This window comes from Blastococcus sp. TF02A-26, from assembly GCF_003319125.1.
Lineage (GTDB): Bacteria > Actinomycetota > Actinomycetes > Mycobacteriales > Geodermatophilaceae > Trujillonella.
This window is the reverse complement of sequence record NZ_QOHG01000016.1, coordinates 68526-90282: the sequence shown is the minus strand read 5'-3', so window position 1 is coordinate 90282 and position 21757 is coordinate 68526. Positions and strand designations below refer to the sequence as shown.

General features: G+C 74.3%; 20 protein-coding genes. 16 read left to right on the top strand and 4 right to left on the bottom strand.

Annotated features, from left to right (window positions below; translation table 11 throughout):
• Entirely contained in the window at window positions 1-2583 is a 2583-nt protein-coding gene (gene valS / locus DQ240_RS17390; protein ID WP_113840881.1) for a valine--tRNA ligase, read from the bottom strand.
• 122 nt (window positions 2584-2705) lie between these two features.
• On the opposite strand from valS, the gene DQ240_RS17385 reads away from it, so the two are divergent.
• Both DQ240_RS17385 and DQ240_RS17380 read left to right on the top strand, forming a co-directional pair.
• Complete coding sequence (locus DQ240_RS17385; protein ID WP_113840880.1) at window positions 2706-4058, top strand: folylpolyglutamate synthase/dihydrofolate synthase family protein; 1353 nt, start codon at window positions 2706-2708, stop codon at window positions 4056-4058.
• On the top strand, window positions 4055-4441 hold the full coding sequence (locus tag DQ240_RS17380; RefSeq protein ID WP_113840879.1) for a DUF4233 domain-containing protein: 387 nt from the start codon (window positions 4055-4057) through the stop codon (window positions 4439-4441). Before DQ240_RS17385 ends, DQ240_RS17380 begins: the two co-directional genes overlap by 4 nt.
• 2 nt (window positions 4442-4443) lie before the next feature.
• Here the strand turns inward: DQ240_RS17380 and DQ240_RS17375 are convergent, their stop codons facing one another.
• Window positions 4444-5208, bottom strand: a complete 765-nt coding sequence (locus DQ240_RS17375; protein ID WP_113840878.1) for a sugar phosphate isomerase/epimerase — start codon at window positions 5206-5208, stop codon at window positions 4444-4446.
• A 54-nt stretch (window positions 5209-5262) separates the two neighbouring features.
• Between DQ240_RS17375 and ndk the strand changes: the two genes are divergently transcribed.
• The 12 genes from ndk to DQ240_RS17315 all read left to right on the top strand — a co-directional run bounded on the left by ndk (window position 5263) and on the right by DQ240_RS17315 (window position 18978).
• The gene (ndk, locus tag DQ240_RS17370; RefSeq protein ID WP_113840877.1) at window positions 5263-5673 is read left to right on the top strand and encodes a nucleoside-diphosphate kinase; all 411 of its coding nucleotides are present in this window, start codon (window positions 5263-5265) and stop codon (window positions 5671-5673) included.
• A gap of 119 nt (window positions 5674-5792) precedes the next feature.
• Complete coding sequence (locus DQ240_RS17365; protein ID WP_113840876.1) at window positions 5793-6830, top strand: acyl-CoA dehydrogenase family protein; 1038 nt, start codon at window positions 5793-5795, stop codon at window positions 6828-6830.
• A 14-nt stretch (window positions 6831-6844) separates the two neighbouring features.
• On the top strand, window positions 6845-8038 hold the full coding sequence (locus tag DQ240_RS17360; RefSeq protein ID WP_113840875.1) for an acyl-CoA dehydrogenase family protein: 1194 nt from the start codon (window positions 6845-6847) through the stop codon (window positions 8036-8038).
• 114 nt (window positions 8039-8152) lie between these two features.
• Complete coding sequence (locus DQ240_RS17355; protein ID WP_113840874.1) at window positions 8153-10081, top strand: TIGR03960 family B12-binding radical SAM protein; 1929 nt, start codon at window positions 8153-8155, stop codon at window positions 10079-10081.
• Between the two features lie 2 nt (window positions 10082-10083).
• On the top strand, window positions 10084-10851 hold the full coding sequence (locus tag DQ240_RS17350; protein ID WP_113840873.1) for a TIGR03936 family radical SAM-associated protein: 768 nt from the start codon (window positions 10084-10086) through the stop codon (window positions 10849-10851).
• Between the two features lie 252 nt (window positions 10852-11103).
• Window positions 11104-14217, top strand: a complete 3114-nt coding sequence (locus DQ240_RS17345) for an Rne/Rng family ribonuclease (RefSeq protein ID WP_113840872.1) — start codon at window positions 11104-11106, stop codon at window positions 14215-14217.
• Between the two features lie 188 nt (window positions 14218-14405).
• Window positions 14406-14717 carry a 50S ribosomal protein L21 gene (rplU, locus tag DQ240_RS17340; RefSeq protein WP_113840871.1) on the top strand — a complete coding sequence of 104 codons (312 nt, stop codon included), beginning with the start codon at window positions 14406-14408 and terminating at the stop codon, window positions 14715-14717.
• A 7-nt stretch (window positions 14718-14724) separates the two neighbouring features.
• Window positions 14725-14982 (top strand): 50S ribosomal protein L27, encoded by a 258-nt coding sequence (rpmA, locus tag DQ240_RS17335; protein WP_113840870.1) that lies wholly within the window; start codon window positions 14725-14727, stop codon window positions 14980-14982.
• An 89-nt stretch (window positions 14983-15071) separates the two neighbouring features.
• On the top strand, window positions 15072-16553 hold the full coding sequence (gene obgE / locus DQ240_RS17330; protein WP_113840869.1) for a GTPase ObgE: 1482 nt from the start codon (window positions 15072-15074) through the stop codon (window positions 16551-16553).
• The gene (gene proB, locus DQ240_RS17325; RefSeq protein WP_199589373.1) at window positions 16550-17671 is read left to right on the top strand and encodes a glutamate 5-kinase; all 1122 of its coding nucleotides are present in this window, start codon (window positions 16550-16552) and stop codon (window positions 17669-17671) included. Before obgE ends, proB begins: the two co-directional genes overlap by 4 nt.
• A gap of 13 nt (window positions 17672-17684) precedes the next feature.
• Complete coding sequence (gene def, locus DQ240_RS17320) at window positions 17685-18167, top strand: peptide deformylase (RefSeq protein WP_113840868.1); 483 nt, start codon at window positions 17685-17687, stop codon at window positions 18165-18167.
• Window positions 18168-18195: 28 nt separating this feature from the next.
• Entirely contained in the window at window positions 18196-18978 is a 783-nt protein-coding gene (locus DQ240_RS17315; RefSeq protein ID WP_113840867.1) for an isocitrate lyase/phosphoenolpyruvate mutase family protein, read from the top strand.
• 7 nt (window positions 18979-18985) lie between these two features.
• On the opposite strand, the gene DQ240_RS17310 is transcribed toward DQ240_RS17315, so the two are convergent.
• Both DQ240_RS17310 and DQ240_RS17305 read right to left on the bottom strand, forming a co-directional pair.
• Window positions 18986-19294, bottom strand: a complete 309-nt coding sequence (locus tag DQ240_RS17310; RefSeq protein WP_113840866.1) for a hypothetical protein — start codon at window positions 19292-19294, stop codon at window positions 18986-18988.
• Window positions 19291-19953, bottom strand: a complete 663-nt coding sequence (locus DQ240_RS17305; protein ID WP_113840865.1) for a maleylpyruvate isomerase family mycothiol-dependent enzyme — start codon at window positions 19951-19953, stop codon at window positions 19291-19293. Before DQ240_RS17305 ends, DQ240_RS17310 begins: the two co-directional genes overlap by 4 nt.
• A 69-nt stretch (window positions 19954-20022) precedes the next feature.
• On the opposite strand from DQ240_RS17305, the gene DQ240_RS17300 reads away from it, so the two are divergent.
• Both DQ240_RS17300 and DQ240_RS17295 read left to right on the top strand, forming a co-directional pair.
• Window positions 20023-20457, top strand: coding sequence for a MarR family winged helix-turn-helix transcriptional regulator (locus DQ240_RS17300; RefSeq protein WP_113840864.1), 435 nt, complete (start codon window positions 20023-20025; stop codon window positions 20455-20457).
• 40 nt (window positions 20458-20497) lie between these two features.
• Window positions 20498-21757, top strand: coding sequence for a glutamate-5-semialdehyde dehydrogenase (locus DQ240_RS17295; RefSeq protein WP_113840863.1), 1260 nt, complete (start codon window positions 20498-20500; stop codon window positions 21755-21757).

The following is a 21757-nucleotide window of genomic DNA, read 5'->3' as shown; positions in this document are numbered from 1 at the left end:
TCAGCCCGCCGCCGGCGCCAGGACGACGTCGACGGCCAGCGGGCCCTCACCCGCGACCACCGACAGCGACGCGATCCGCCCGGCCGAGGAGAGGTCGTCGCGACCGGCCTCGACCAGGGCCACCTGCGCGGCAGGCGCCGTCACGGTGGCGGACTCGACGTCGGCCCGCATCGACTGCTTGGCCTCCGACTTCGCCTTGCGCACCGCAGCCAGTGCCTCGGCCACCACCGTCACGACCGCGGGGTCGCCGCCCGAGGGCAGCTCCGACACCACCGGCCACGCCGCGCGGTGCACCGAGCCGGTCTGCCACCAGGACCAGACCTCCTCGGTGACGAACGGCAGCACCGGCGCGAACAGCCGCAGCTGCACGTCCAGCGCGATCGCCAGCGCGGCCTGCGCGGACTCGGCGGCGGCACCGGTGCCGTAGGCGCGGGTCTTCACCAGCTCCACGTAGTCGTCGCAGAACGACCAGAAGAACGCCTCGGTGACCTCGAGCGCGCGGGTGTAGTTGTAGGCCTCGAGCGCGGTGGTCGCCTCCTCGACGACCGTCGCCAGGCCCGCGAGCAGCCCGCGGTCGATCGGCTCGGTGACCTGCTCGGCCGACAGCCCCGCCGTGGCGCCCAGGCCCAGCACGAAGTTGCCGACGTTGAGGATCTTCATGGCCAGCCGCCGGCCGACCTTCATCTGCGCCTCGTCGAACGGCGAGTCCGCACCTGGCCGGGCACCGGCTGCGCGCCAGCGCACCGCGTCGGTGCCGTAGCGCTCGAGCACGTCGATCGGCGTGACGACGTTGCCCTTGGACTTCGACATCTTCTTGCGGTCGGGGTCGACGACGAAGCCGGAGATGGTGGCGTGCGACCACGGCACCGCGCCGAACTCGAAGTGCGAGCGGACGACGGTCGAGAACAGCCAGGTCCGGATGATGTCGTGTGCCTGCGGCCGCTGGTCCATCGGGAAGACCTTGGCGAACAGCTCCGGGTCGGTGTCCCAGCCGGAGGCGACCTGCGGCGACAGCGACGACGTCGCCCAGGTGTCCATGACGTCGGGGTCGGCGATGAAGCCGCCGGGGACCCCGCGCTGCTCCGGGGAGAAGCCCTCCGGCACGTCGGAGGAGGGGTCGACCGGCAGGGCGGATTCGGGCGCCAGCAGCGGCTCGTCGTGGATCGGGAGACCCTCGGCGTCCAGCCGGTACCAGACCGGGAACGGCACGCCGAAGAACCGCTGGCGGCTGATCAGCCAGTCGCCGTTGAGGCCCTCGACCCAGTTCTCGTAGCGGTGCCGCATGTGCTCGGGCACCCACTGGATCTCCTTGCCACGGGCCACGAGGGCCTCGCGCAGAGAAGCGTCCCGGCCGCCGTTGCGTATGTACCACTGGCGCGTGGTGACGATCTCCAGCGGGCGCTCGCCCTTCTCGAAGAACTTCACCGGGTGGGTGATCGCCCGCGGCTCGCCCTCGAGGTCGCCGGACTCCCGCAGCATCTCCACGATCTGCTGCTGGGCGCTGAACGCCGTCTTCCCGGCCAGCTCGGCGTAGACCTCGGCGGGCACACCGGCGGGGGCGTCGCCCACGAACCGGCCGTCCCAGCCGATCACCGCGCGGGTGGGCAGCTGCAGCTCGCGCCACCAGGTGACGTCGTTGAGGTCGCCGAAGGTGCAGATCATCGCGATGCCCGAGCCCTTGTCCGGCTCGGCGAGGCGGTGGGCGACCACCGGCACCTCGACGTCGAACAGCGGCGTGCGCACGGTCTGGCCGAACAGCGGCTGGTAGCGCTCGTCGTCGGGGTGGGCGACCAGCGCGACGCAGGCCGGCAGCAGCTCGGGGCGGGTGGTCTCGATGAACACCGGACCGTTCGGACCGGCGAAGCCGACCCGGTGGTAGGCACCGGGGCGCTCGCGGTCCTCCAGCTCGGCCTGGGCGACGGCGGTGCGGAAGGTGACGTCCCAGAGGGTCGGCGCCTCCTGCGCGTAGGCCTCGCCGCGCTCGAGGTTGTGCAGGAACATCCGCTGCGCGGTCGCGCGGGAGGACACGGAGATCGTCCGGTAGACGATGTTCCAGTCGACCGAGAGGCCGACCCGGCGCCACAGCTGCTCGAAGGCCTTCTCGTCCTCCTCCGTCAGCCGCTCGCACAGCTCGACGAAGTTGCGGCGGGAGATCGGCTGCTGCTCCTTGCCCGGCTTCTCGGGCGGCGTGAAGTCCCCGTCGTAGGGGAGCGCGGGGTCGCAGCGCACGCCGTAGTAGTTCTGCACCCGGCGCTCGGTGGGCAGGCCGTTGTCGTCCCAGCCCATCGGGTAGAAGACGTGCTTGCCGAGCATCCGCTGGTAGCGGGCGACGATGTCGGTGTGGGTGTAGCTGAAGACGTGCCCCACGTGCAGCGACCCGCTCGCGGTCGGCGGAGGCGTGTCGATCGAGTAGATCTGCTCGCGCGGCGCGGCCAGCGCCGCCTCGCGGTCGAACGCGTAGGTGTCCTCGGCGGCCCAGCGGGCGGTCCACTTCTCCTCGAGGCCGTCGAGGGTGGGCTTCTCGGGTACGCCACCGCCGACTCCCGGGGCCGCGGCGTCCGGGGTGCGAGTGTCGGTGGTCATGCCCCCCATCCTAGGAAGCGACCGGCCGACGACAGCCGCGGGAGCATCGCAGCGAGGAACGAGCGAGGAGCGGACCGAGGCGCGGAGTCGGCCCGGGGCCATGGCCTGGCATCCTGGGGCGGATGAGCGGCAGCACCGGTGACATGGCCCGGGTCGAGAAGGAGCTGCTCGCGCGGTGGCCCGAGACGCGCCTGGAGCCCTCCCTCACCCGCATCAACGCCCTGGTCGACCTGCTGGGGTCGCCGCACCGCGCGTTCCCCGTCGTCCAGGTCGCCGGCACCAACGGCAAGACGACGACGGCGCGGATGGTCGACGAGCTGCTGCGCGGGTTCGGCCTGCGCGTGGGCCGGTTCACCAGCCCGCACCTGGAGTCGATGCGCGAGCGGATCGTGCTCGACGGCGAGCCGGTCAGCGCCGAGCGCTTCGTCGAGACCTACGAGGACATCGCGCCCTACGTGCAGATGGTCGACGCCGGCAGCGAGCACCCGCTGTCGTTCTTCGAGGTGATGGTGGGCCTGGCCTACGCGCTGTTCGCCGACGCCCCGGTCGACGTCGCCGTCGTCGAGGTCGGCATGGGCGGGCGCTGGGACGCCACCAACGTTGTCGACGCCCGCGTCGCCGTCGTCACCCCGGTCGCGCTGGACCACGCGGAGTACCTCGGCCCCGACGTCGCGACGATCGCGGGGGAGAAGGCCGGGATCATCAAGCCCGACGCGATCGCCGTCCTCGCCACCCAGCAGCCGGGAGCCCTCGACGCCCTGGTCCGCCGCGCGGTCGAGGTGGAGGCGGTCGTGGCCCGCGAGGGCACCGAGTTCGGCGTGCTCCGGCGGGCGGTCGCCGTCGGCGGTCAGCAGCTGCGGCTGCAGGGTCTGGGCGGCGAGTACGAGGACGTCTACCTGCCGCTCTTCGGCGCGCACCAGGCGCAGAACGCGGCCACCGCGCTGGCCGCCGTCGAGGCGTTCCTGGGCGCCGGCGCCTCCACCGGGCCGATCGACGTGGAGACCGTGCGCAGCGCGTTCGCCGCCGTCCGCTCGCCGGGCCGGCTGGAACGCGTGCGCACCTCGCCGACGGTGCTGGTCGACGCCGCGCACAACCCGGCCGGCATGGCCGCGACCGTCGAGGCGATCCGGGAGTCGTTCGACTTCACCCGGCTCGTCGGCGTGGTCGGCTGCGTCCGCGGCAAGGACGTCGCGGGCATGCTCGCCGAGCTCGAGGGCATCTGCGCGGAGCTGGTCGTCACCCAGCACACCTCCCCGCGGGCGATGCCGGCCGACGAGCTGGGCGCGCTCGCCGTCGAGGTGTTCGGCGCCGACCGGGTCAGCGTGAACCCGCGGCTGCCGGAGGCGATCACCGAGGCGATCGAGCTCGCCGAGGCCGGTCCGGACGACGCCCTCGGCGGATCCGGCGTGCTGGTCACCGGCAGCGTGATCACCGCCGGCGAGGCGCGCACGCTGCTGAGCAGGAAGCAGGCATGACAGCGCCGGACCCGGTCCGGGCGGCGCGGGCGCTGCGGGGTGCGGCCGCCGCGATCCTCGCCCTGGAGGGGATCGCCGTCCTCTTCGTGCCCCGCGGCGTCGCGCCGACCGACCAGGGGCTCAGCGGCTCCTGGCTCACCGCGCTGCTGGTGCTGGCCGTCGTCCTCATCCTCGCCAGCGGGGTCCAGCGCCGGCCGTGGGGGCTCGTGGTCGGCACCGCCCTGCAGGTCCCGGTGCTGCTGACCGGCGTCCTCACCAGCGCCATGTTCTTCGTCGGCGGCATCTTCCTGCTGATCTGGCTCTACCTGCTCCAGGTGCGCAAGGAGCTGCTGGGCTCGCCGTTCGGGGAGCCGGTCGTGCCGGAGGACGACGGCCCCGCCTGAGCTCAGCTCCAGTACGGGGCCGTGCTGGTGTACGCGGCGCGGGCGAACTCGGCGACCGGCAGCCGGGCGAGGTCGGCGTTGAGCACCTCGACGCTGACCGTCCCGCTCCAGTCCCGGTCGCGGAGGACCGAGGCGAACCGCTCCAGCTCGAACGTGCCCTCGCCCGGCCAGACGCGGCGGTTCATCGTCTCGTCGAAGCCGTCGTCGCCCACCGGGGCCAGGGCGTCGGAGAACTGCAGGTAGGCGATCTCCTCCAGCGGGATCTGCTCCAGGTCGGCCCAGGTGCTGTCGCCCCGGGTGAAGTGCCAGGTGTCGACCATGACCGCCGTCCGGCCCGGGTCGGCGGCGGCGATCAGCTCACGGGCGGCCGGGATCGACGTCACCACGCCCAGCGGGCTGAACTCCACGGCCAGCCGCGCGCCGGCCTCGGCGACGACGTCGGCGCAGCGGCCGAGCAGCGCGGCGGCCGCCGCCGACGGGGGAGCGGCCGGCACCGTCAGCACCCACGGCGCGCCGACCGCGGCCGCCGCGGCGGCGAGCTGGGACGCCGAGGCCAGCGTGCGCTCCTCGTTGCGGGAGACCAGCAGCGCCAGCAGCTCCGAGCACCGCAGCCCGGCACCGGCCAGCACCTCCGCGGCGCCGGGGGCGGAGGCCCGGTCGGCCCCGAGCCCGAGACCGGCGAACCCCGCCGCACCTACCGCCGCGGCCAGTTCGGCGGTGCCGTCGGTCCAGCGCGAGTCGGGGGTCAGCGCGAGCTCGACGGGCACCGGCGCAGGCTAGGGCCCCGAGCGGCCCGGGCGCGGGGGATAGGCTCCCGCCCCGTGACGGAACGCAGCCTTGTCCTGGTCAAGCCCGACGGAGTCGCGCGCGGTCTGGTCGGCGAGGTGATCAGCCGGCTGGAGGCCAAGGGGCTGCGCCTCGTCGCCGCCGAGCTCCGCACCCTCAGCCGCGAGGTCGCCGAGGAGCACTACGGCGAGCACCGCGAGCGGCCCTTCTTCGGCTCGCTCGTCGAGTTCATCACCGGCGGCCCGCTGCTCGCCCTCGTCGTCGAGGGCCCCCGCGCCATCGAGGCGTTCCGGGCGCTGGCCGGCGCGACCGACCCGGTCAAGGCCGCCCCAGGCACCATCCGCGGGGACCTCGCGCTCGAGGTGCAGAGCAACATCGTCCACGGCTCGGACTCCCCGGAGTCGGCGGCCCGCGAGATCGCGCTGTTCTTCCCCGGCCTGCAGTAACCGCCGATCTCCCCCGAGGACCCGGCCCGCCACGCGGCGGCCCGGGTCCTCGTCGTTCCGGCCCGACCTGCCGGGAACCCCCTTGTCCGTCACAGCGTCCGTGTGATGGATTTAGAGGCATGGAACGATTCGAGCTGCGGCGCCAGGACTTCTCCCTCGACGAGGACCAGCAGGCGGTGCGTGAGGGGTTCGGCGACTTCTTCACCAAGCAGGTGCCCTCCTCGCTCGTGCGGGACGCGGAGCCCCTCGGCTTCGACGCCGACCTGTGGCAGCGGGTCGTCGCGATGGGCGCGACCTCGATGGCGCTGCCCGAGGCCGTCGGCGGTGACGACGCGACGCTCGTCGACCTCGTGCTGGTCGCCGAGGAGCTCGGCAAGGTCGTCGCCCCGGTCCCGCTGGTCTCGCACGTCGTCGCCTCGCGGCTGCTGGCGAGCGCGGGCGGAGCCGACGAGCTGGTCGCCGCCGCGGCCGGCGGGGAGCGGATCGTCACCCTGGCCCTGCAGCCCGTCGTCGGGGGCAACCGTCAGCTGGTCCCCGACGCCGCGCTCGCCCGCGACGTCGTCGCCTGGTCGGCCGAGGGCCTCACCCTGCACACCGTCGCCGAGCCCGCGGCCCACGTGCCCAACCAGGGGTCGACGCCGCTGGCCTGGTTCGACCCAGCCGCCGGGGAGCGCACCGTGCTCGCCACCGGTCCGGAGGCCGAGGCGCTGTTCCGCACCGCCGTCGGCGAGTGGAAGCTGCTGACCGCCGCCGCCCTGGTCGGCATCGGCCAGTCCGCGCTGGACCTGGGCGTCGAGTTCGCCAAGACCCGCCGCACCCTCGGGGTCGCCATCGGCGCGCTGCAGGGCGTCGCCTTCCCGCTGGCCGACGTCGTCACCGAGCTCTCCGGTGCGCGCAACCTCGTCCTCAAGGCCGCCTGGTACGCCACCCACGAGCCGCGGACCCGGCCGGACCTCCCGCTGGCCGCCTTCGTGCACGCCGCGCGCGCCGCCACCGAGGCCGCCTGGGTCTCCGCGCACACGCAGGGCGGGTTGGGCTTCACGATCGAGGCCGACATCAGCCTCTTCTTCCTGCGCGCCAAGGGCTGGAGCGTGCTGGGCGGCGACCCGGGCGCCGACCGCCGCGCCGTCGCCACCGCCCTGCTGGCCTCGGTCTGAGAGAGGACGACGACATGGACCTCAGCACCGTCGAGCTGACCCCCGAGCAGCAGGCCTTCCAGCAGGAGGTGCGCGCCTTCCTCGACGAGATCGTCACCGAGGAGGTGCACGAGCACGAGCGCCGCACCGGCGACGGCTTCAACGAGGGCGTGCACCTGGCCCTGGGGAGCAGGGGCTGGCTGTTCCCCGCCTGGCCGGTCTCCGACGGTGGCGCCGGGCTGGACCGCGTCTGCCAGCGGATCCTCGCCCTGGAGCTCTCCCGTCGCGAGGTGCCGATGGTCACCCACAGCACCACGGGCCTGGTGTGGTCCGCGGTCGAGCTCTCCGCCGACCCGGAGCTGGCCGCCCGCCTCAAGCCGGAGGTGGCCGCCGGGCGGGTGCGCTTCTGCCTCGGCTACAGCGACCCCGAGGGCGGCTCGGACATCGCCGGCGCCACCCTGCGCGCGGTCCGCGACGGCGACGAGTGGGTGCTCAACGGCTCGAAGCTGTGGACCACCGGGGCGCACAACTGCCAGTACACGTTCCTGATCACCCGGACCGACCCCGAGGCCCCGAAGCACAAGGGTCTGACCATGTTCCTCGTGCCGCTGGACTCCCCGGGCGTGGAGATCCAGGCGATCCGCACCTACGGCGGCGAGCGGACCAACGCCGTCTACTACACCGACGTGCACGTGTCCGACACGTACCGCATGGGCGACGTCAACGCGGGTTGGGCGACCCTGCAGGGCCCGCTCTCGGCCGAGCACGGCGCCGGCCGGCCGGACGACGGGCTGTCCGACATCGGCATGACCATGGGCACCCGGGAGTTCGAAGCCGCCATCGACGCCGCGGCCCGCTGGGCCAAGCGGACCACCCGGCCCGACGGCACGCTCGTCGCCGACGACCCGGCCTTCCTCGACCGGCTCGGCCACCTCGTGGTGGAGACCGAGGCCATCCGGGTGACCCCGGGGCCGATGGGTCGCAACAAGAGCTCGCTGAGCTACATCGCGGGCATCGCCGAGCTCATCGACATGGTCGGGCCCGAGGCGCTGCTCGCGCACGGCTCCGAGGGCGCGATCGAGGACGGCGTCATCGACTACGCCCACCGCTTCGCGCAGGGGACGGCGACCTACGGCGGCACCACCGAGGTCTTCAAGGGCATGATCGCCCAGCACGTCCTCGGCCTGCCCCGGCTCAACCTGCCCGGCAGCAAGGCCTGGGTGCGCTGACCGGCTGACCGGCGAGATCTGCACAGTCGTCGCCGTCAGGCGCTGATGCCGACGACTGTGCAGATCTCGTCGAGGGGGGAGGGGGAGCGAGCCGGCGTCTACCCTGGACGGGTCATGACTGGTGAGACGCTGTACCCGCGCCTGGAGCCCCTGCTGGCCCAGGTCCAGAAGCCCATCCAGTACGTCGGCGGTGAGCTCAACGCCCAGGTGAAGCCCTGGGAGGACGTCCCCGTCCACTGGGCCCTGATGTACCCCGACGCCTACGAGGTGGGGCTGCCCAACCAGGGCCTCATGATCCTCTACGAGGTGCTCAACGAGCGCCCGGACGCCCTGGCCGAGCGCACCTACGCCGTCTGGCCCGACCTCGCCGCCCTCATGCGCGAGGCCGGCGTCGGCCAGTTCACCGTCGACAGCCACCGCGCCGTCGCCGACTTCGACCTGCTCGGCGTCAGCTTCGCCACCGAGCTCGGCTACACGAACCTGCTCGAGGCCCTCGACCTCGCCGGCGTGCCGATCCACGCCGTCGACCGCGACGAGACGCACCCCGTCGTCGTCGCCGGCGGGCACGCCGCGTTCAACCCCGAGCCGGTCGCCGACTTCGTCGACTGCGCCGTCCTCGGTGACGGCGAGCAGGCCGTCGGCGACATCACCGACGTCGTGAAGGCGTGGAAGGAGCAGGGCCGCCCCGGCGGTCGCGTCGAGCTCCTGGCCCGCCTCGCCCGCGTCGACGGCGTCTACGTGCCCCGCTTCTACGCCGTCTCCTACGGCCCCGACGGCACCATCGCCTCGGTCGCCCGCACCCGGGACGACGTCCCGGCACGGGTCGGCAAGCGCACCGTCATGGACCTCGACGAGTGGCCGTACCCGAAGACCCCGTTGGTGCCGCTCGCCGAGAGCGTGCACGAGCGGATGAGCGTGGAGATCTTCCGTGGCTGCACCCGCGGCTGCCGCTTCTGCCAGGCCGGGATGATCACCCGCCCGGTCCGCGAGCGGACGATCACCGGCATCGGCTCGATGGTCGACCAGGGGCTCAAGGCCACCGGGTACCAGGAGGTCGGGTTGCTGTCGCTGTCCAGCGCCGACCACTCCGAGATCGGCCAGCTGGCCAAGGAGCTCGCCGACCGCTACGAGGGCAGCAACACCGGCCTGTCCCTGCCGAGCACCCGCGTCGACGCCTTCAACGTCACGCTGGCCAACGAGCTGTCCCGCAACGGACGGCGCAGCGGCCTCACCTTCGCCCCCGAGGGCGGCAGCGAGCGGATCCGCCGGGTGATCAACAAGACGGTGTCCAAGGAGGACCTCGTCCGCACGGTCACCACCGCGTACGCCAACGGCTGGACGCAGGTGAAGCTTTACTTCATGTGCGGGCTCCCCACGGAGACCGACGAGGACGTGCTCGAGATCGCCGAGCTCGCCACCGAGGTCATCCGCGCCGGGCGCGAGGCCAGCGGCCGCAAGGACATCCGCTGCACCGTCTCCATCGGCGGCTTCGTGCCCAAGCCGCACACGCCGTTCCAGTGGGCCGCGCAGGCCAGCGCCGAGACCATCGACCACCGGTTGAGGGTCCTGCGCCAGGCCATCAACGCCGACCGGCGGATCGGCCGCTCCATCGGCATGCGGTACCACGACGGCAAGCCCGGCGTGATCGAGGGACTGCTCTCCCGCGGCGACCGTCGCGTCGGCCGGGTCATCGAGCGGGTCTGGCGCGACGGCGGCAAGTTCGACGGCTGGAGCGAGCACTTCTCCTACGACCGGTGGACGGCGGCCGCGGCCGAGGAGCTCGCGCCGTTCGGCGTCGACCTCGACTGGTTCACCACCCGTGAGCGCACCGAGCACGAGGTCCTGCCCTGGGACCACCTGGACTCCGGGCTGGACAAGGAGTGGCTCTGGGAGGACTGGCAGGAGGCGCTGAACGAGGAGGAGGTCAGCGACTGCCGCTGGACCCCCTGCTACGACTGCGGCGTCTGCCCGACCAACGGCACCGAGATCCAGATCGGGCCGACCGGGCGCAGCCTGCTGCCGCTGACCGTCGTCGGGGGCTGAGGGTGGCCCGCCAGCCCGACGGGCCGCCCCCGCCGCCGACCGTCCAGAAGCTGCGGCTGCGCTACACCAAGCGCGGACCGCTGCGCTTCGCCTCGCACCGGGACCTCGCGCGGGCCCTGGAGCGGGCGCTGCGCCGTGCCCAGGTGCCCATGGCGTTCTCCGCCGGCTTCAGCCCGCACCCCAAGATCAGCTACGTGGGGGCCGCGCCGACCGGGGCCGCCAGCGAGGCCGAGTACCTCGAGATCGGGGTGACCCGGCCGTGCGACCCCGACGCCGTCCGGGCCGCCCTGGACGCCGCGCTGCCGCCCGGCATCGACGTCGTCGACTGCGTGGCGGCGCGGGAGGGGACCGGTGGCCTGGCCGAGCGGATCGACGCCTCGGTGTGGCGGCTGGAGCTCCCCGGCGTGGAGCCCGCGGAGCTCGGCTCGGCCGTCGCCGCGTTCCTCGCCCGCGACGTCGTGACTGTCGAGCGGCGCACCAAGAGCGGCCTCAAGGACGTCGACGCCCGGGCGGCCGTGGCCGCTGCGACCGTCGGCGGGGAGGTGGGCTGTGCCATACTGACCGTGGTCGTCCGGCAGGTGACGCCCGCTGTTCGACCAGACGACGTGGTGGCCGCCCTGGCTGCCGTCGCCGACCTGCGCCCGCCGTCGCCCCCCCGGGCCGTGCGTGAGGCGCAGGGCCGGCTCGACGACACCGGGACCGTGGCCGACCCGCTCGGGCCCGACCGGCTCGCGAGCACCCACTGCCAGGGGGAGCACGCGACCGTCTGAGTCGCAGAGCGCCCGCGCCGTCGCGCGACACGGCTGCCAGGCGTGACGCACCCGAGAGCCAGCACCACCGCACCCCGCACCACCGCACCACCGGCTCCCCGCCGCGGCAACCGTCGCGCGGGAGCCGTCCACAGACTTTGCAGGACGGACGCTCCGCGTCAGATCCGTGGGGACGTCCGACCCGCCCAACCCGTGCCCCTGCGCGGCCGCCGTATCGGCGCCCGGGGGCACCACACAGGAGGCGAGCCCTTCGTGGCCGACCAGGACGACGACACCACCTCGACCACCGAGGAGACCCCGGCGGCGCCCACCGCCGACGAGCAGCCGGCCGACGCCGCTCCCGCCCCCGGCATCGCCGGTCAGGCCGCGGAGCCCGCGGCGGCACTGGAGGACGAGGAGGACGAGGCCGTCGCCGCGGTGGCGCCCGGCGCGTCCGAGCTGCCCCCCGAGGACCCCGAGCCCGAGCCCGACCCGGAGCCGGTCTCCCGCTTCGGGGCGCAGTTCAGCTCCCCGGAGCCGACCGCGGTGATCGCCCGGCCGCGCCGCCGCGCCACCCGCCCGGTGGCCGCCGCCGACCCCGACTCGGTCGAGCCGGCCCCGCCCGCGCCGCCGGCCGTCCCGGCGTTCATCAGCTTCGTGGCCCCGGCCGAGGCCGACGCCCCGGCCCCGCGGCGGCGCAGCCGCCGTCCGCTCGCCGAGTCCCCGGAGGAGGCCGAGGACACCGCCGGCCGCGCCTTCGACGACGACGACGAGGACGACGACGTCGAGGAGACCCCGGCCCCGCGGTCGCGCCGCAGCCGCTCCCGGCGCCGCAGCGGTGGAGGCGGGAACGGCGGCGGGGACACCTCCTCCGACACCTCGGCCGACGAGGACGACACCGACGGCGCCGACGAGGCCGACGACGCCACCGACGGCGAGGACCGGGACGACTCCGGCGCCGGCAGCCGCCGGCGCCGCCGCGGCCGCCGTGGCCGTGGCCGCGGGCGCAGCGGTGAGGACGACGACGCGACCGAGGACGCCGACGAGCAGCGCCGCGACGACGAGGACGACGACTCCTCCGACGACGCATCGGACGACGCCGAGGAGACCGGCGACGGCGAGGACGGCGACTCCGACGAGGGCGAGGCCGGGTCGAGCACCCGCCGGCGCCGTCGGCGGCGCCGCCGCGGCAGCAGCGGGGACGCCGGGGACTCCGGCCCCGACGACGCCGACCGCCCCGAGCGGGCCGGCCGCAACGGCCGGACCACCAGCGACGACGACGTCAAGGGCGTCTCCGGCTCCACCCGCCTGGAGGCCAAGCGGCAGCGGCGGCGCGACGGCCGCGACACCGGCCGCCGGCGCGCGCCGATCCTCACCGAGTCGGAGTTCCTCGCCCGCCGCGAGGCCGTCGACCGCGCCATGGTCATCCGCCAGCGCGGCGAGCGGACGCAGATCGCCGTCCTCGAGGACGACGTCCTCGTCGAGCACTACGTCACCCAGGCCTCGGCCACCTCGTTCGCCGGCAACGTCTACCTGGGCCGCGTGCAGAACGTGCTGCCCAGCATGGAGGCGGCGTTCGTCGACATCGGCAAGGGGCGCAACGCCGTCCTGTACGCCGGTGAGGTCAACTGGGACGCCGCCGGCCTGTCGGGCAAGCAGCGCTCCATCGAGACCGCGATGAAGTCCGGCGACAAGGTCCTGGTGCAGGTCACCAAGGACCCGATCGGGCACAAGGGCGCGCGGCTCACCCAGCAGATCAACCTGCCCGGTCGCTTCCTGGTCTACGTGCCCGGCGGCTCCATGACCGGGATCAGCCGCAAGCTGCCCGACACCGAGCGGCAGCGGCTCAAGGACATCCTCAAGAAGATCGTCCCGGACGACGCCGGCGTGATCATCCGGACCGCCGCGGAGGGCGCCTCGGAGGAGGAGCTCACCCGCGACGTCAACCGGCTGCAGGCGCAGTGGGACGTCATCCAGAAGAAGGCCGAGACCTCCTCCAACGCGCCGACGCTGCTCTACGGGGAGCCCGACCTCGCCATCCGCGTCATCCGCGACGTCTTCAACGAGGACTTCTCCTCGCTGGTCGTCCAGGGCGACGACGCCTGGGACACCGTCGAGGCCTACGTCGCGCACGTCTCCCCGGAGCTGGTCGGCCGGCTGTCGCGCTACACCGGCGAGGGCGACGTCTTCCGCGACAAGCGCATCGACGAGCAGCTGGCCAAGGCGCTGGACCGGAAGGTGTGGCTGCCGTCGGGCGGCTCGCTGGTCATCGACCGCACCGAGGCGATGACGGTCGTCGACGTCAACACCGGCAAGTTCGTCGGCTCCGGGGGCAACCTCGAGCAGACGGTGACGCGCAACAACATGGAGGCGGCGGAGGAGATCGTCCGCCAGCTCCGGCTGCGCGACATCGGCGGGATCATCGTCATCGACTTCATCGACATGGTCCTGGAGAGCAACCGCGAGCTCGTGCTCCGCCGGCTCACCGAGTGCCTGGGTCGCGACCGCACCAAGCACCAGGTGGCCGAGGTGACCTCGCTGGGTCTGGTGCAGATGACGCGCAAGCGGGTCGGCCAGGGCCTGCTCGAGGTGTTCAGCGAGCCGTGCGAGCACTGCCGCGGCCGCGGGATCCTCGTGCACACCGACCCGGTGGACGAGAAGCGCCGCGGCGGCAACGGCTCGGGCGGTGGCTCGGGCAACGGTGGCGGCAGCGGCTCCGGCAACGGCGGCGGACGCCGGGACGCCGGGAGCGGCGGCAAGGACCAGAACGGCAACGGCAGCAAGGACTCCCGGGACCAGAACCGGTCCGAGCGCCGCGAGGCGCCGGCCGAGACGGCCCCCGAGGAGACGGCGGAGGAGACCCCGGCCGACGGCGGCGAGCCCCGATCCGGCGGGCGGCGCAACCGTGGCCGGCGCAACCGCGGCCAGTCCGGCGAGGAGCGCGCCGCCGAGGACGCCGCGGTGCTCGCCGGGACCGCTCCGGCCACCGGCGACGACGAGGGCCCGGCGGAGGAGCCCGTGTCGGAGGACGGCACGCCGTCCGACGCGCCCGGGATCGCCCCCGAGGTGCCCGCCGAGCAGCCGACGGAGGCGCCGGCCGAGGCCGTCGCTCCGGCGCCGGTCGTGCCCCCCATGCCGGTCGCCCGGCCGGAGTCGGCCGTGGCCGCCCCGGTCGCCGCGGTGCCCGTCGCCGAGACGGTCGCCGAGCCGGCCGTCGAGCCCGCAGCGGCTGCTCCCGCGGTCGAGGAGCCCGAGGACGCGCCCGACGAGGACGACGTCCCCGCCGCGGCCGGGCCCGACGAGCCGGCCGCGCCCGCGGTGGTCGAGGGCACCCGCCCGCGCCGCCGCCGGGCGGCCAGCCGGCCTGCCGGACCGCCGGCGTCGTAGCGGGCCGAGCCGCCGGGACCGCGTTCGACCCGGTCCCGGCGGCTCGGGTACGCTGGTCGGGTTGCACCGCCAGGCAGCGCACCGGTCCCCGGTGCCGCCGAGGAGGCGCGCGCAGCCCGTCCCGCACCCCACGCTCCGCGCGGTGGTGCGCCCAGGACAGACACGAGCAGGCGATCGAGGAGTCAGTGGTGTACGCAGTCGTCAAGGCCGGTGGCCGGCAGCACAAGGTGGCCGTCGGTGACCGTTTCACGGTCAACCGCCTGGTCGGTGAGGCGGGCGACACGGTCGCGCTGCCCGCGATCCTGCTCGTCGACGGCGACACCGTCACCACCGACGGGGCCGCGCTGGCCGGCGTCACGGTGACCGGCGAGATCGTCGGCCACGGCAAGGGCCCGAAGATCCGCATCCACAAGTTCAAGAACAAGACCGGCTACCACAAGCGCCAGGGGCACCGTCAGCCGCTGACCGACGTGGTCGTCCGCGACATCACGAAGGGCTGACGACGACATGGCACACAAGAAGGGCGCCTCGTCCTCCCGCAACGGCCGCGACTCGAACGCGCAGCGCCTCGGCGTGAAGCGCTTCGGCGGCCAGGTCGTCAAGGCCGGCGAGATCATCGTCCGCCAGCGCGGCACCCACTTCCACCCGGGCCTGGGTGTCGGTCGCGGTGGCGACGACACGCTGTTCGCCCTGGAGCCGGGCTCGGTCACCTTCGGCACCCGCCGCGGCCGCAAGACGGTGTCGATCACGGCCGTCGAGGCCTGACGCACTCTCAGCTGACGCTCACGAGCGCACGGGCCGACGGCCCGTGCGCTCGTGGCGCTTGACAGACAGATAGAGGAGGCGGCGCGGGCATGGCCTCTTTCGTCGACCGCGTGGTCGTCCACGTCTCCGCCGGCAACGGCGGGCACGGCGTGGCCTCGATCCACCGCGAGAAGTTCAAGCCGCTCGGCGGTCCCGACGGGGGCAACGGCGGCAACGGGGGCGACGTCGTCCTCGAGGTCGACCCCAACGTGCACACGCTGCTGGACTTCCACCACCGCCCGCACCACAAGGCCGGCAACGGCCGCCCCGGCGAGGGCAGCAACCGGCACGGCGCCCGCGGCGAGGAGCGCGTGCTGCGCGTCCCCCCGGGCAGCGTCGTCAGCACCCCCGACGGCGAGGTCCTGGCCGACCTCGTCGGCGTCGGCACCCGCGTCGTCGTCGCCCACGGCGGGAAGGGCGGGCTGGGCAACGCCGCCCTGGCCAACACCCGGCGCAAGGCCCCCGGCTTCGCGCTGCTCGGCGAGCCCGGCGAGGCGCTCGACATCGTCATCGAGCTCAAGAGCATCGCCGACGTCGGGCTGGTGGGGTTCCCCTCGGCGGGCAAGTCCTCGCTGATCGCCGCCATGTCCGCGGCACGGCCGAAGATCGCCGACTACCCCTTCACGACGCTGGTCCCGAACCTCGGCGTGATCCGCGCCGGCGACGTCAGCTTCACGATGGCCGACGTCCCCGGCCTCATCCCCGGCGCCTCGGCCGGCAAGGGGCTGGGCCTGGAGTTCCTCCGCCACATCGAGCGCTGCGCCGTCCTGGTGCACGTCGTCGACATGGCGACGATGGAGCCCGGCCGCGACCCGGAGAGCGACATCGAGGCCCTCGAGCACGAACTCGCGGAGTACTCGGGCGAGGAGATCGACCTCGTGGGGCGGCTGCGGATCGCCGTCCTCAACAAGATCGACGTCCCCGACGCCCGCGAGCTCGTCGACCTCGTCCGCGCCACCCTGGAGGAGCGCGGGCTGCAGGTCTTCCCGATCAGCGCCGTGACGGGGGAGGGGCTGCCCGAGCTCGGCTTCGCGCTGGCCGCCGCGGTCGAGGAGCACCGGGCCTCGCTGCCGGAGCCCGAGCCGGTCCGGGTGACGCTGACCCCCCGCGCGGTCGACGACACCGGCTTCACCGTCGAGCCGGACCCGGAGTACGGCGGTTTCGTCGTGCGCGGCGTCAAGCCCGAGCGCTGGGTGCGGCAGACGGACTTCACCAACGACGAGGCCGTCGGCTTCCTCGCCGACCGGCTCAACCGGCTCGGCGTGGAGGACGCGCTCGAGAAGGCCGGCGCCGTCGAGGGGGACCCGGTCACCATCGGCGACGTCAGCTTCGACTTCGTGCCGACGCTGCCCGCCGGGACGCTGTCGGTCGAGGAGACCGCCGGCCTCGGCGGGCGGGGCACCGACGCGCGCATCGACGCGCCGCACCGGGTGCGCGCCGCCGAGCGCCTGGCCGCCAAGAAGGCCCGCCGGGTGCCCTACGAGCTCACCGAGACGTGGTCCGACGACGACCTGCCCGGGGACGACGCGTGACGACCCGGCCGGAGATCGCCGGCGCCCGCCGGGTGGTGGTCAAGGTCGGGTCCTCCTCGCTGACGACGCTGCCCGGTGGCCTGGACACCGACAAGCTGACCGCGCTGGTCGACGTGCTGGGCGCCGTCCGTACCGCCGGCCGCGAGGTCGTGCTGGTCTCCTCCGGCGCGATCGCCGCCGGGCTCGCCCCGCTGGGCGTCGAGGGCCGGCCCCGCGACCTGGCCACCGCGCAGGCCGCGGCCAGCGTGGGCCAGCTCCGCCTGGTGCAGACCTACGCCGACGCGTTCGACCGGCACGGGGTCACCGTCGGGCAGGTGCTGCTGACCGCCGACGACCTGACCCGGCGCAGCCACTACCGCAATGCGCACCGGACCGTGGACCGGCTGCTCACCCTCGGGGTGCTGCCGATCGTCAACGAGAACGACACGGTCGCCACCGAGGAGATCCGGTTCGGCGACAACGACCGGCTCGCGGCGCTGGTCGCGCACGTGGCCCAGGCCGACGCGCTGCTGCTGCTGTCCGACGTCGACGGTGTCTACGACGGCGATCCCCGCAGCGGGCCCGCCCAGCTGATCGACACCGTGGCCGACCCCGACGACCTGGCCGGCGTGCAGCTCGGCTCCGCCTCGCGCAACGGGGTGGGCACCGGCGGCATGGCCACCAAGGTCGAGGCGGCGCAGATCGCCGCGGGTGCCGGGGTCCCGGTCGTGGTCACCTCGACGGTGCAGGTCGCCGCCGCGCTGGCCGGCGAGCGGGTGGGCACGATGTTCCGGCCCACCGGGCGTCGACCGTCGGCCCGGCAGTTCTGGCTGCGCTACGCCAGCCGGCCCCGCGGCCGGCTGGTGCTGGACGAGGGCGCGGTGCGGGCGGTGCGCGAGCGCAACGCCTCTCTGCTGGCCGCCGGCATCACCGGGGCCACGGGCGAGTTCCTCGCCGACGACCCGGTCGAGCTGGTCGGGCCGGACGGCGTCGTGGTGGCCCGCGGGCTCGTCGCCTACGACGCCGCGGAGCTGCCGGCGCTGTTCGGCCGCAAGACCGGCGACCTCGAGCCGGAGTACCGCCGCGAGGTCGTGCACCGCGACGAGATGGTGCTCGTCGGGCGCCGCTCCGGCTCCTGAGAGACTGCAGCGCGTGACGATCCGCCCGATCCGCGAGCTCGGTGACCCGGTGCTGCGCACCCCGTCCGACCCGGTGCGCGCCTTCGACCGCGAGCTCGCCGCCCTCATCAAGGACCTCGAGGAGACCGTCGACCACCCGGGTCGCGCCGGGCTGGCGGCTCCGCAGATCGGGGTCGGCGCCCGCGCGTTCAGCTACAACATCGACGGCGTCATCGGCCACGTGGTGAACCCGCGCCTGGTCGAGCTGTCGGAGGAGAAGCAGGACGGCGACGAGGGGTGCCTGTCGGTCCCCGGCATCTGGGCGCCGACGGTGCGGGCCATGCACGCCGTCGTCGAGGGGTTCGACGTGCACGGGGAGCCGGTGCGGATCGCCGGCAGCGGGCTGATGGCCCGCTGCCTGCAGCACGAGGTCGACCACCTCGACGGCAAGGTCTTCCTCGACCGGCTGACCGGGGACGCCCGCAAGGCGGCGTTCCGGGCGCTCAACTCGCGCTGACCGCCGCGGGGCTCGCTACCGTCGCCGGGTGACCGACCTCGCCGCCCGCGCCCGCACGCTGCTCGACCTGCACTCCGCGCCGGAGATCCTGGTCCTCGCCAACGTGTGGGACGTCGTCTCCGCGCGCGTGGTCGCCGCCACCGACGGGGTCCGTGCCCTGGCCACGGCCAGCCACAGCATCGCCGCGACCTTCGGCTACGAGGACGGCGAGAACATCCCGCTGGCGCTGCACCTGGACATGCTCGAGCTCATCACCTCGGCCGTCGACCTGCCGGTGAGCCTGGACATGGAGGCCGGCTACGGCGACCCGGGGGAGACCACCCGGCTGGCCATCGCCGCGGGCGCGGTCGGCGGCAATCTCGAGGACCAGATGAAGCCGCTCGACGAGGCGGTCGCCGCGGTCGAGGCGGTGCTCCGGGCGGGGCGGGACGCCAGCATCGACTTCGTGCTCAACGCCCGCACGGACGCCTTCCTCCTCGCTCCCGAGGGGGCCGACCGCGGCGAGCTGGTCGCCGAGGCCGTGCGCCGCGGCCGGGCCTACCTCGAGGCCGGCGCCCCGGTCGTCTTCGTGCCGCGGCTGGTCGACCGGGAGGAGATCGCGGCGGTGGTCGAGGGCCTCGGCCGCGGGAAGCTGTCGCTGATCAGCGTGCCGGGCGCCTCGCTGCCGGTGCGTGAGCTCCAGGAGCTCGGGGTGGCCCGGGTCTCGACCGGGCCGTTCACCCAGCGGGTCGCGCTCACCGCGCTGCAGGACGCCACGGCCGAGCTGGTCGCCGGCGGCACCCTCCCGCCCGGGACGCGAGCGCTCAACTGAGGGGCGGTCAGATCGTGACCCCGGCGGCCGGGAGGACCAGCCCCCTGACCTCGAACGGGGTGACGACGGCCCTGGGCGGCGAGGCGCCGGCAAGGACCCCGGCCAGCACCGGCCCGACGATCTCGCGGCCGGCGCGCTCGTGGTCCTCCTGCGACCGCCACACCTCGATCACCTGGACGCCGTCGTCGGTCCGCCGGGCCACATGCACGAGCAGGCCCTCCACGGTGCCGCCGCTCCGCCGCAGCAGCTCCCGGTGTGCGGCGTCGTAGACCTCGATCGGCAGGCCGCGGACGTCCTCCACCACGCCCCAGGTCATGTCGTCCTCCTCGTGCCGTCGCGGCGGCCGGTCGCCGCCGCGAGCTCGAGCGCGCCGTCACCCTCGAGACGCTGCAGGGCCGTCGCCGTCCGCCCCGTCAGCAGGAGCAGGACGGCGCCGGCAGGGCCGTGGGCCGGCGCCGGACCCTCGCCGAGGGTGAGGTCGGCGTCGTCCGCGATCAGCCGGTAGCCGGCGAGCCGGCGGCGGGCGCCGAACGGGAAGCTCGTCGCCCAGGCCGCTCGCGCCGCGGCCGCGGAGGCCTCCGGCGGCATGGGCCGCGTCCGGCCCAGCGGGACGGCGATGTCCTGCCCGTGCACGAGGACGTCGAGCAGCGGCTGGACCGGCCGGAGGAACGGCGCCATCCGGCGGGAGCCCACCATCGCGCGCAGCCGGGCGGCGCACTCCTGCGGTGACCGCCCTCGCGCCCGCAGCGCCGAGTCGCGGATCATGCGGTCGAAGCTGCCGCCGGCCCGGATCCCGGCCACGGCGGCGTCCCACAGACCCATGTGCGCCTGGGTGAGATGGGTGGCGACGTCGCCCACCCGCCAGGCCTCGCACAGCGACGGGGTCTCCCATTCGCTCGGCGCCAGGTCCTCGACGAGGCCGGCCAGGCTCGCGCGCTCGGCGTCGATCGTCCGCCAGATCGTCTCCACGTCCATGGCTGCCCCCAGGTCGTCAGTTAGACTGACAGTCTCATCAGGGAAACTGACCATCGTCAAGAGGTGCGCGTGACCGTCGAGCCCAACCTGGGACTGCTCTGCTTCTTCCCCTACCGGGCCCTGGAGTCGCGCGTGCTGGCCGCGCTCAACGAGGCCGGCTTCGACGACATCACCCTGGCCCAGGGCCGGATCGCCGCGCGGATCGGCGAGGACGGCACCAGGCTGACCGACCTGGCGGCGCAGGCGCAGGTCACCAAGCAGACGGCGGGCTTCCTGGTCGAGCAGCTGGAGAAGGCGGGGTACGTCCGCCGGGTCCCCGATCCGACCGACGGCCGGGCCCGTCTGGTGTGCTTCGCCGAGCGCGGACGGGCCGCCGTCGCCGTCGCCCGCCGGGTGGAGGTCGAGGTGGAGGCGGAGTGGACCGCGCACCTGGGGGAGGAGTCCACCCGCGCGCTGCGGGAGGCGCTCACCCGGTTGCGTGAGGTCACCGACCCCTGGCGTTGAGCGGTCCGGGCTGAGGATCCCCCGCGCTACCCTCGCGGGCGTGTCCGACGTCGCCTCCCTGCCGCTGATCGGGGCCGCCGCACTGCGTGCCCGCGCCGCCTCCCGGGTGCTGCGCACGCTGCCGACCGACGTCAAGGACGCCGCTCTCTCCGCGATGGCCGACGCGCTGGTCGAGCGCACCGACGAGATCCTGGCCGCGAACGCCGCCGACGTCGCCGCCGCGGCGGCCCAGGGCACCCCGGAGTCCGTGCTCGACCGGCTGCGGCTCGACGCCGGACGGGTCGCCGGCGTGGCCGGGGCGCTGCTCGAGCTGGTCGCGCTGCCCGACCCGGTCGGGGACGTCGTCCGCGGGTCCCGGCTGCCCAACGGCCTGCAGCTGCGTCAGGTCCGGGTGCCCTTCGGGGTGGTCGGGATCGTCTACGAGGCGCGGCCCAACGTGACCGTGGACGCCGCGGGTCTGTGCCTGAAGAGCGGCAACGCGGCCCTGCTGCGGGGGTCGGCGTCGGCCTTCGGCACCAACACCGCGCTGGTCGCCGTCCTCACCGAGGCCGCGGAGAAGGCCGGGCTGCCGGCCGGGTCGATCGAGCTGCTGCCCGCCGAGCGGGCCTCGGTCGGGGAGCTGCTCAGCGCCCGCGGTTTCGTCGACGTGGTGATCCCGCGCGGCGGCGCCTCGCTCATCCAGCGGGTCGTCATGGAGGCCACGGTGCCGGTGATCGAGACCGGCGTCGGCAACGTGCACGTGTACGTCGACGCCTCGGCCGACCCGGCGATGGCCGAGGCGATCGTGCTGAACTCCAAGACCCACCGGGTCAGCGTGTGCAACTCCGCGGAGACGCTCCTGGTGCACCGGGACTTCCCGGCGCTGCCGCGGCTGCTGTCCGCCCTCGGTCAGGCCGGCGTCGCGCTGCACGGGGACGACGACGCCGTCCGGTCCGCCGAGGGCACGGTCGTCGTCCCGGCGACCGACGAGGACTGGGCCACCGAGTACCTGTCGATGGACATGGCGGTGCGCGTCGTCGACGACCTGCCCCAGGCGCTGGAGCACATCGCGCAGTGGGGGAGCGGGCACACCGAGGCGATCGTCGCCGACTCCGCCCGGGCCATCGCCGAGTTCACCGCCGGCGTGGACGCCGCGGCCGTCATGGTGAACGCCTCGACCCGGTTCACCGACGGCGGCGAGTTCGGCTTCGGCGCCGAGATCGGCATCTCCACGCAGAAGCTCCACGCCCGCGGCCCGCTCGGCCTGCCGGAGCTGACCTCGACCACCTACGTCGTCACCGGAGACGGTCACACCCGCTGA

What these genes read in the sequence shown, in the direction of transcription:
- DQ240_RS17365 (WP_113840876.1), top strand. Translation starts at nt 5,793, where the DNA reads ATGGAACGATTCGAGCTGCGGCGCCAGGACTTCTCCCTCGACGAGGAC.
- DQ240_RS17385 (WP_113840880.1), top strand. Translation starts at nt 2,706, where the DNA reads ATGAGCGGCAGCACCGGTGACATGGCCCGGGTCGAGAAGGAGCTGCTC.
- valS (WP_113840881.1), bottom strand. Translation starts at nt 2,583, where the DNA reads ATGACCACCGACACTCGCACCCCGGACGCCGCGGCCCCGGGAGTCGGC.
- DQ240_RS17305 (WP_113840865.1), bottom strand. Translation starts at nt 19,953, where the DNA reads ATGGACGTGGAGACGATCTGGCGGACGATCGACGCCGAGCGCGCGAGC.
- DQ240_RS17360 (WP_113840875.1), top strand. Translation starts at nt 6,845, where the DNA reads ATGGACCTCAGCACCGTCGAGCTGACCCCCGAGCAGCAGGCCTTCCAG.
- obgE (WP_113840869.1), top strand. Translation starts at nt 15,072, where the DNA reads ATGGCCTCTTTCGTCGACCGCGTGGTCGTCCACGTCTCCGCCGGCAAC.
- DQ240_RS17310 (WP_113840866.1), bottom strand. Translation starts at nt 19,294, where the DNA reads ATGACCTGGGGCGTGGTGGAGGACGTCCGCGGCCTGCCGATCGAGGTC.
- DQ240_RS17355 (WP_113840874.1), top strand. Translation starts at nt 8,153, where the DNA reads ATGACTGGTGAGACGCTGTACCCGCGCCTGGAGCCCCTGCTGGCCCAG.
- rpmA (WP_113840870.1), top strand. Translation starts at nt 14,725, where the DNA reads ATGGCACACAAGAAGGGCGCCTCGTCCTCCCGCAACGGCCGCGACTCG.
- DQ240_RS17380 (WP_113840879.1), top strand. Translation starts at nt 4,055, where the DNA reads ATGACAGCGCCGGACCCGGTCCGGGCGGCGCGGGCGCTGCGGGGTGCG.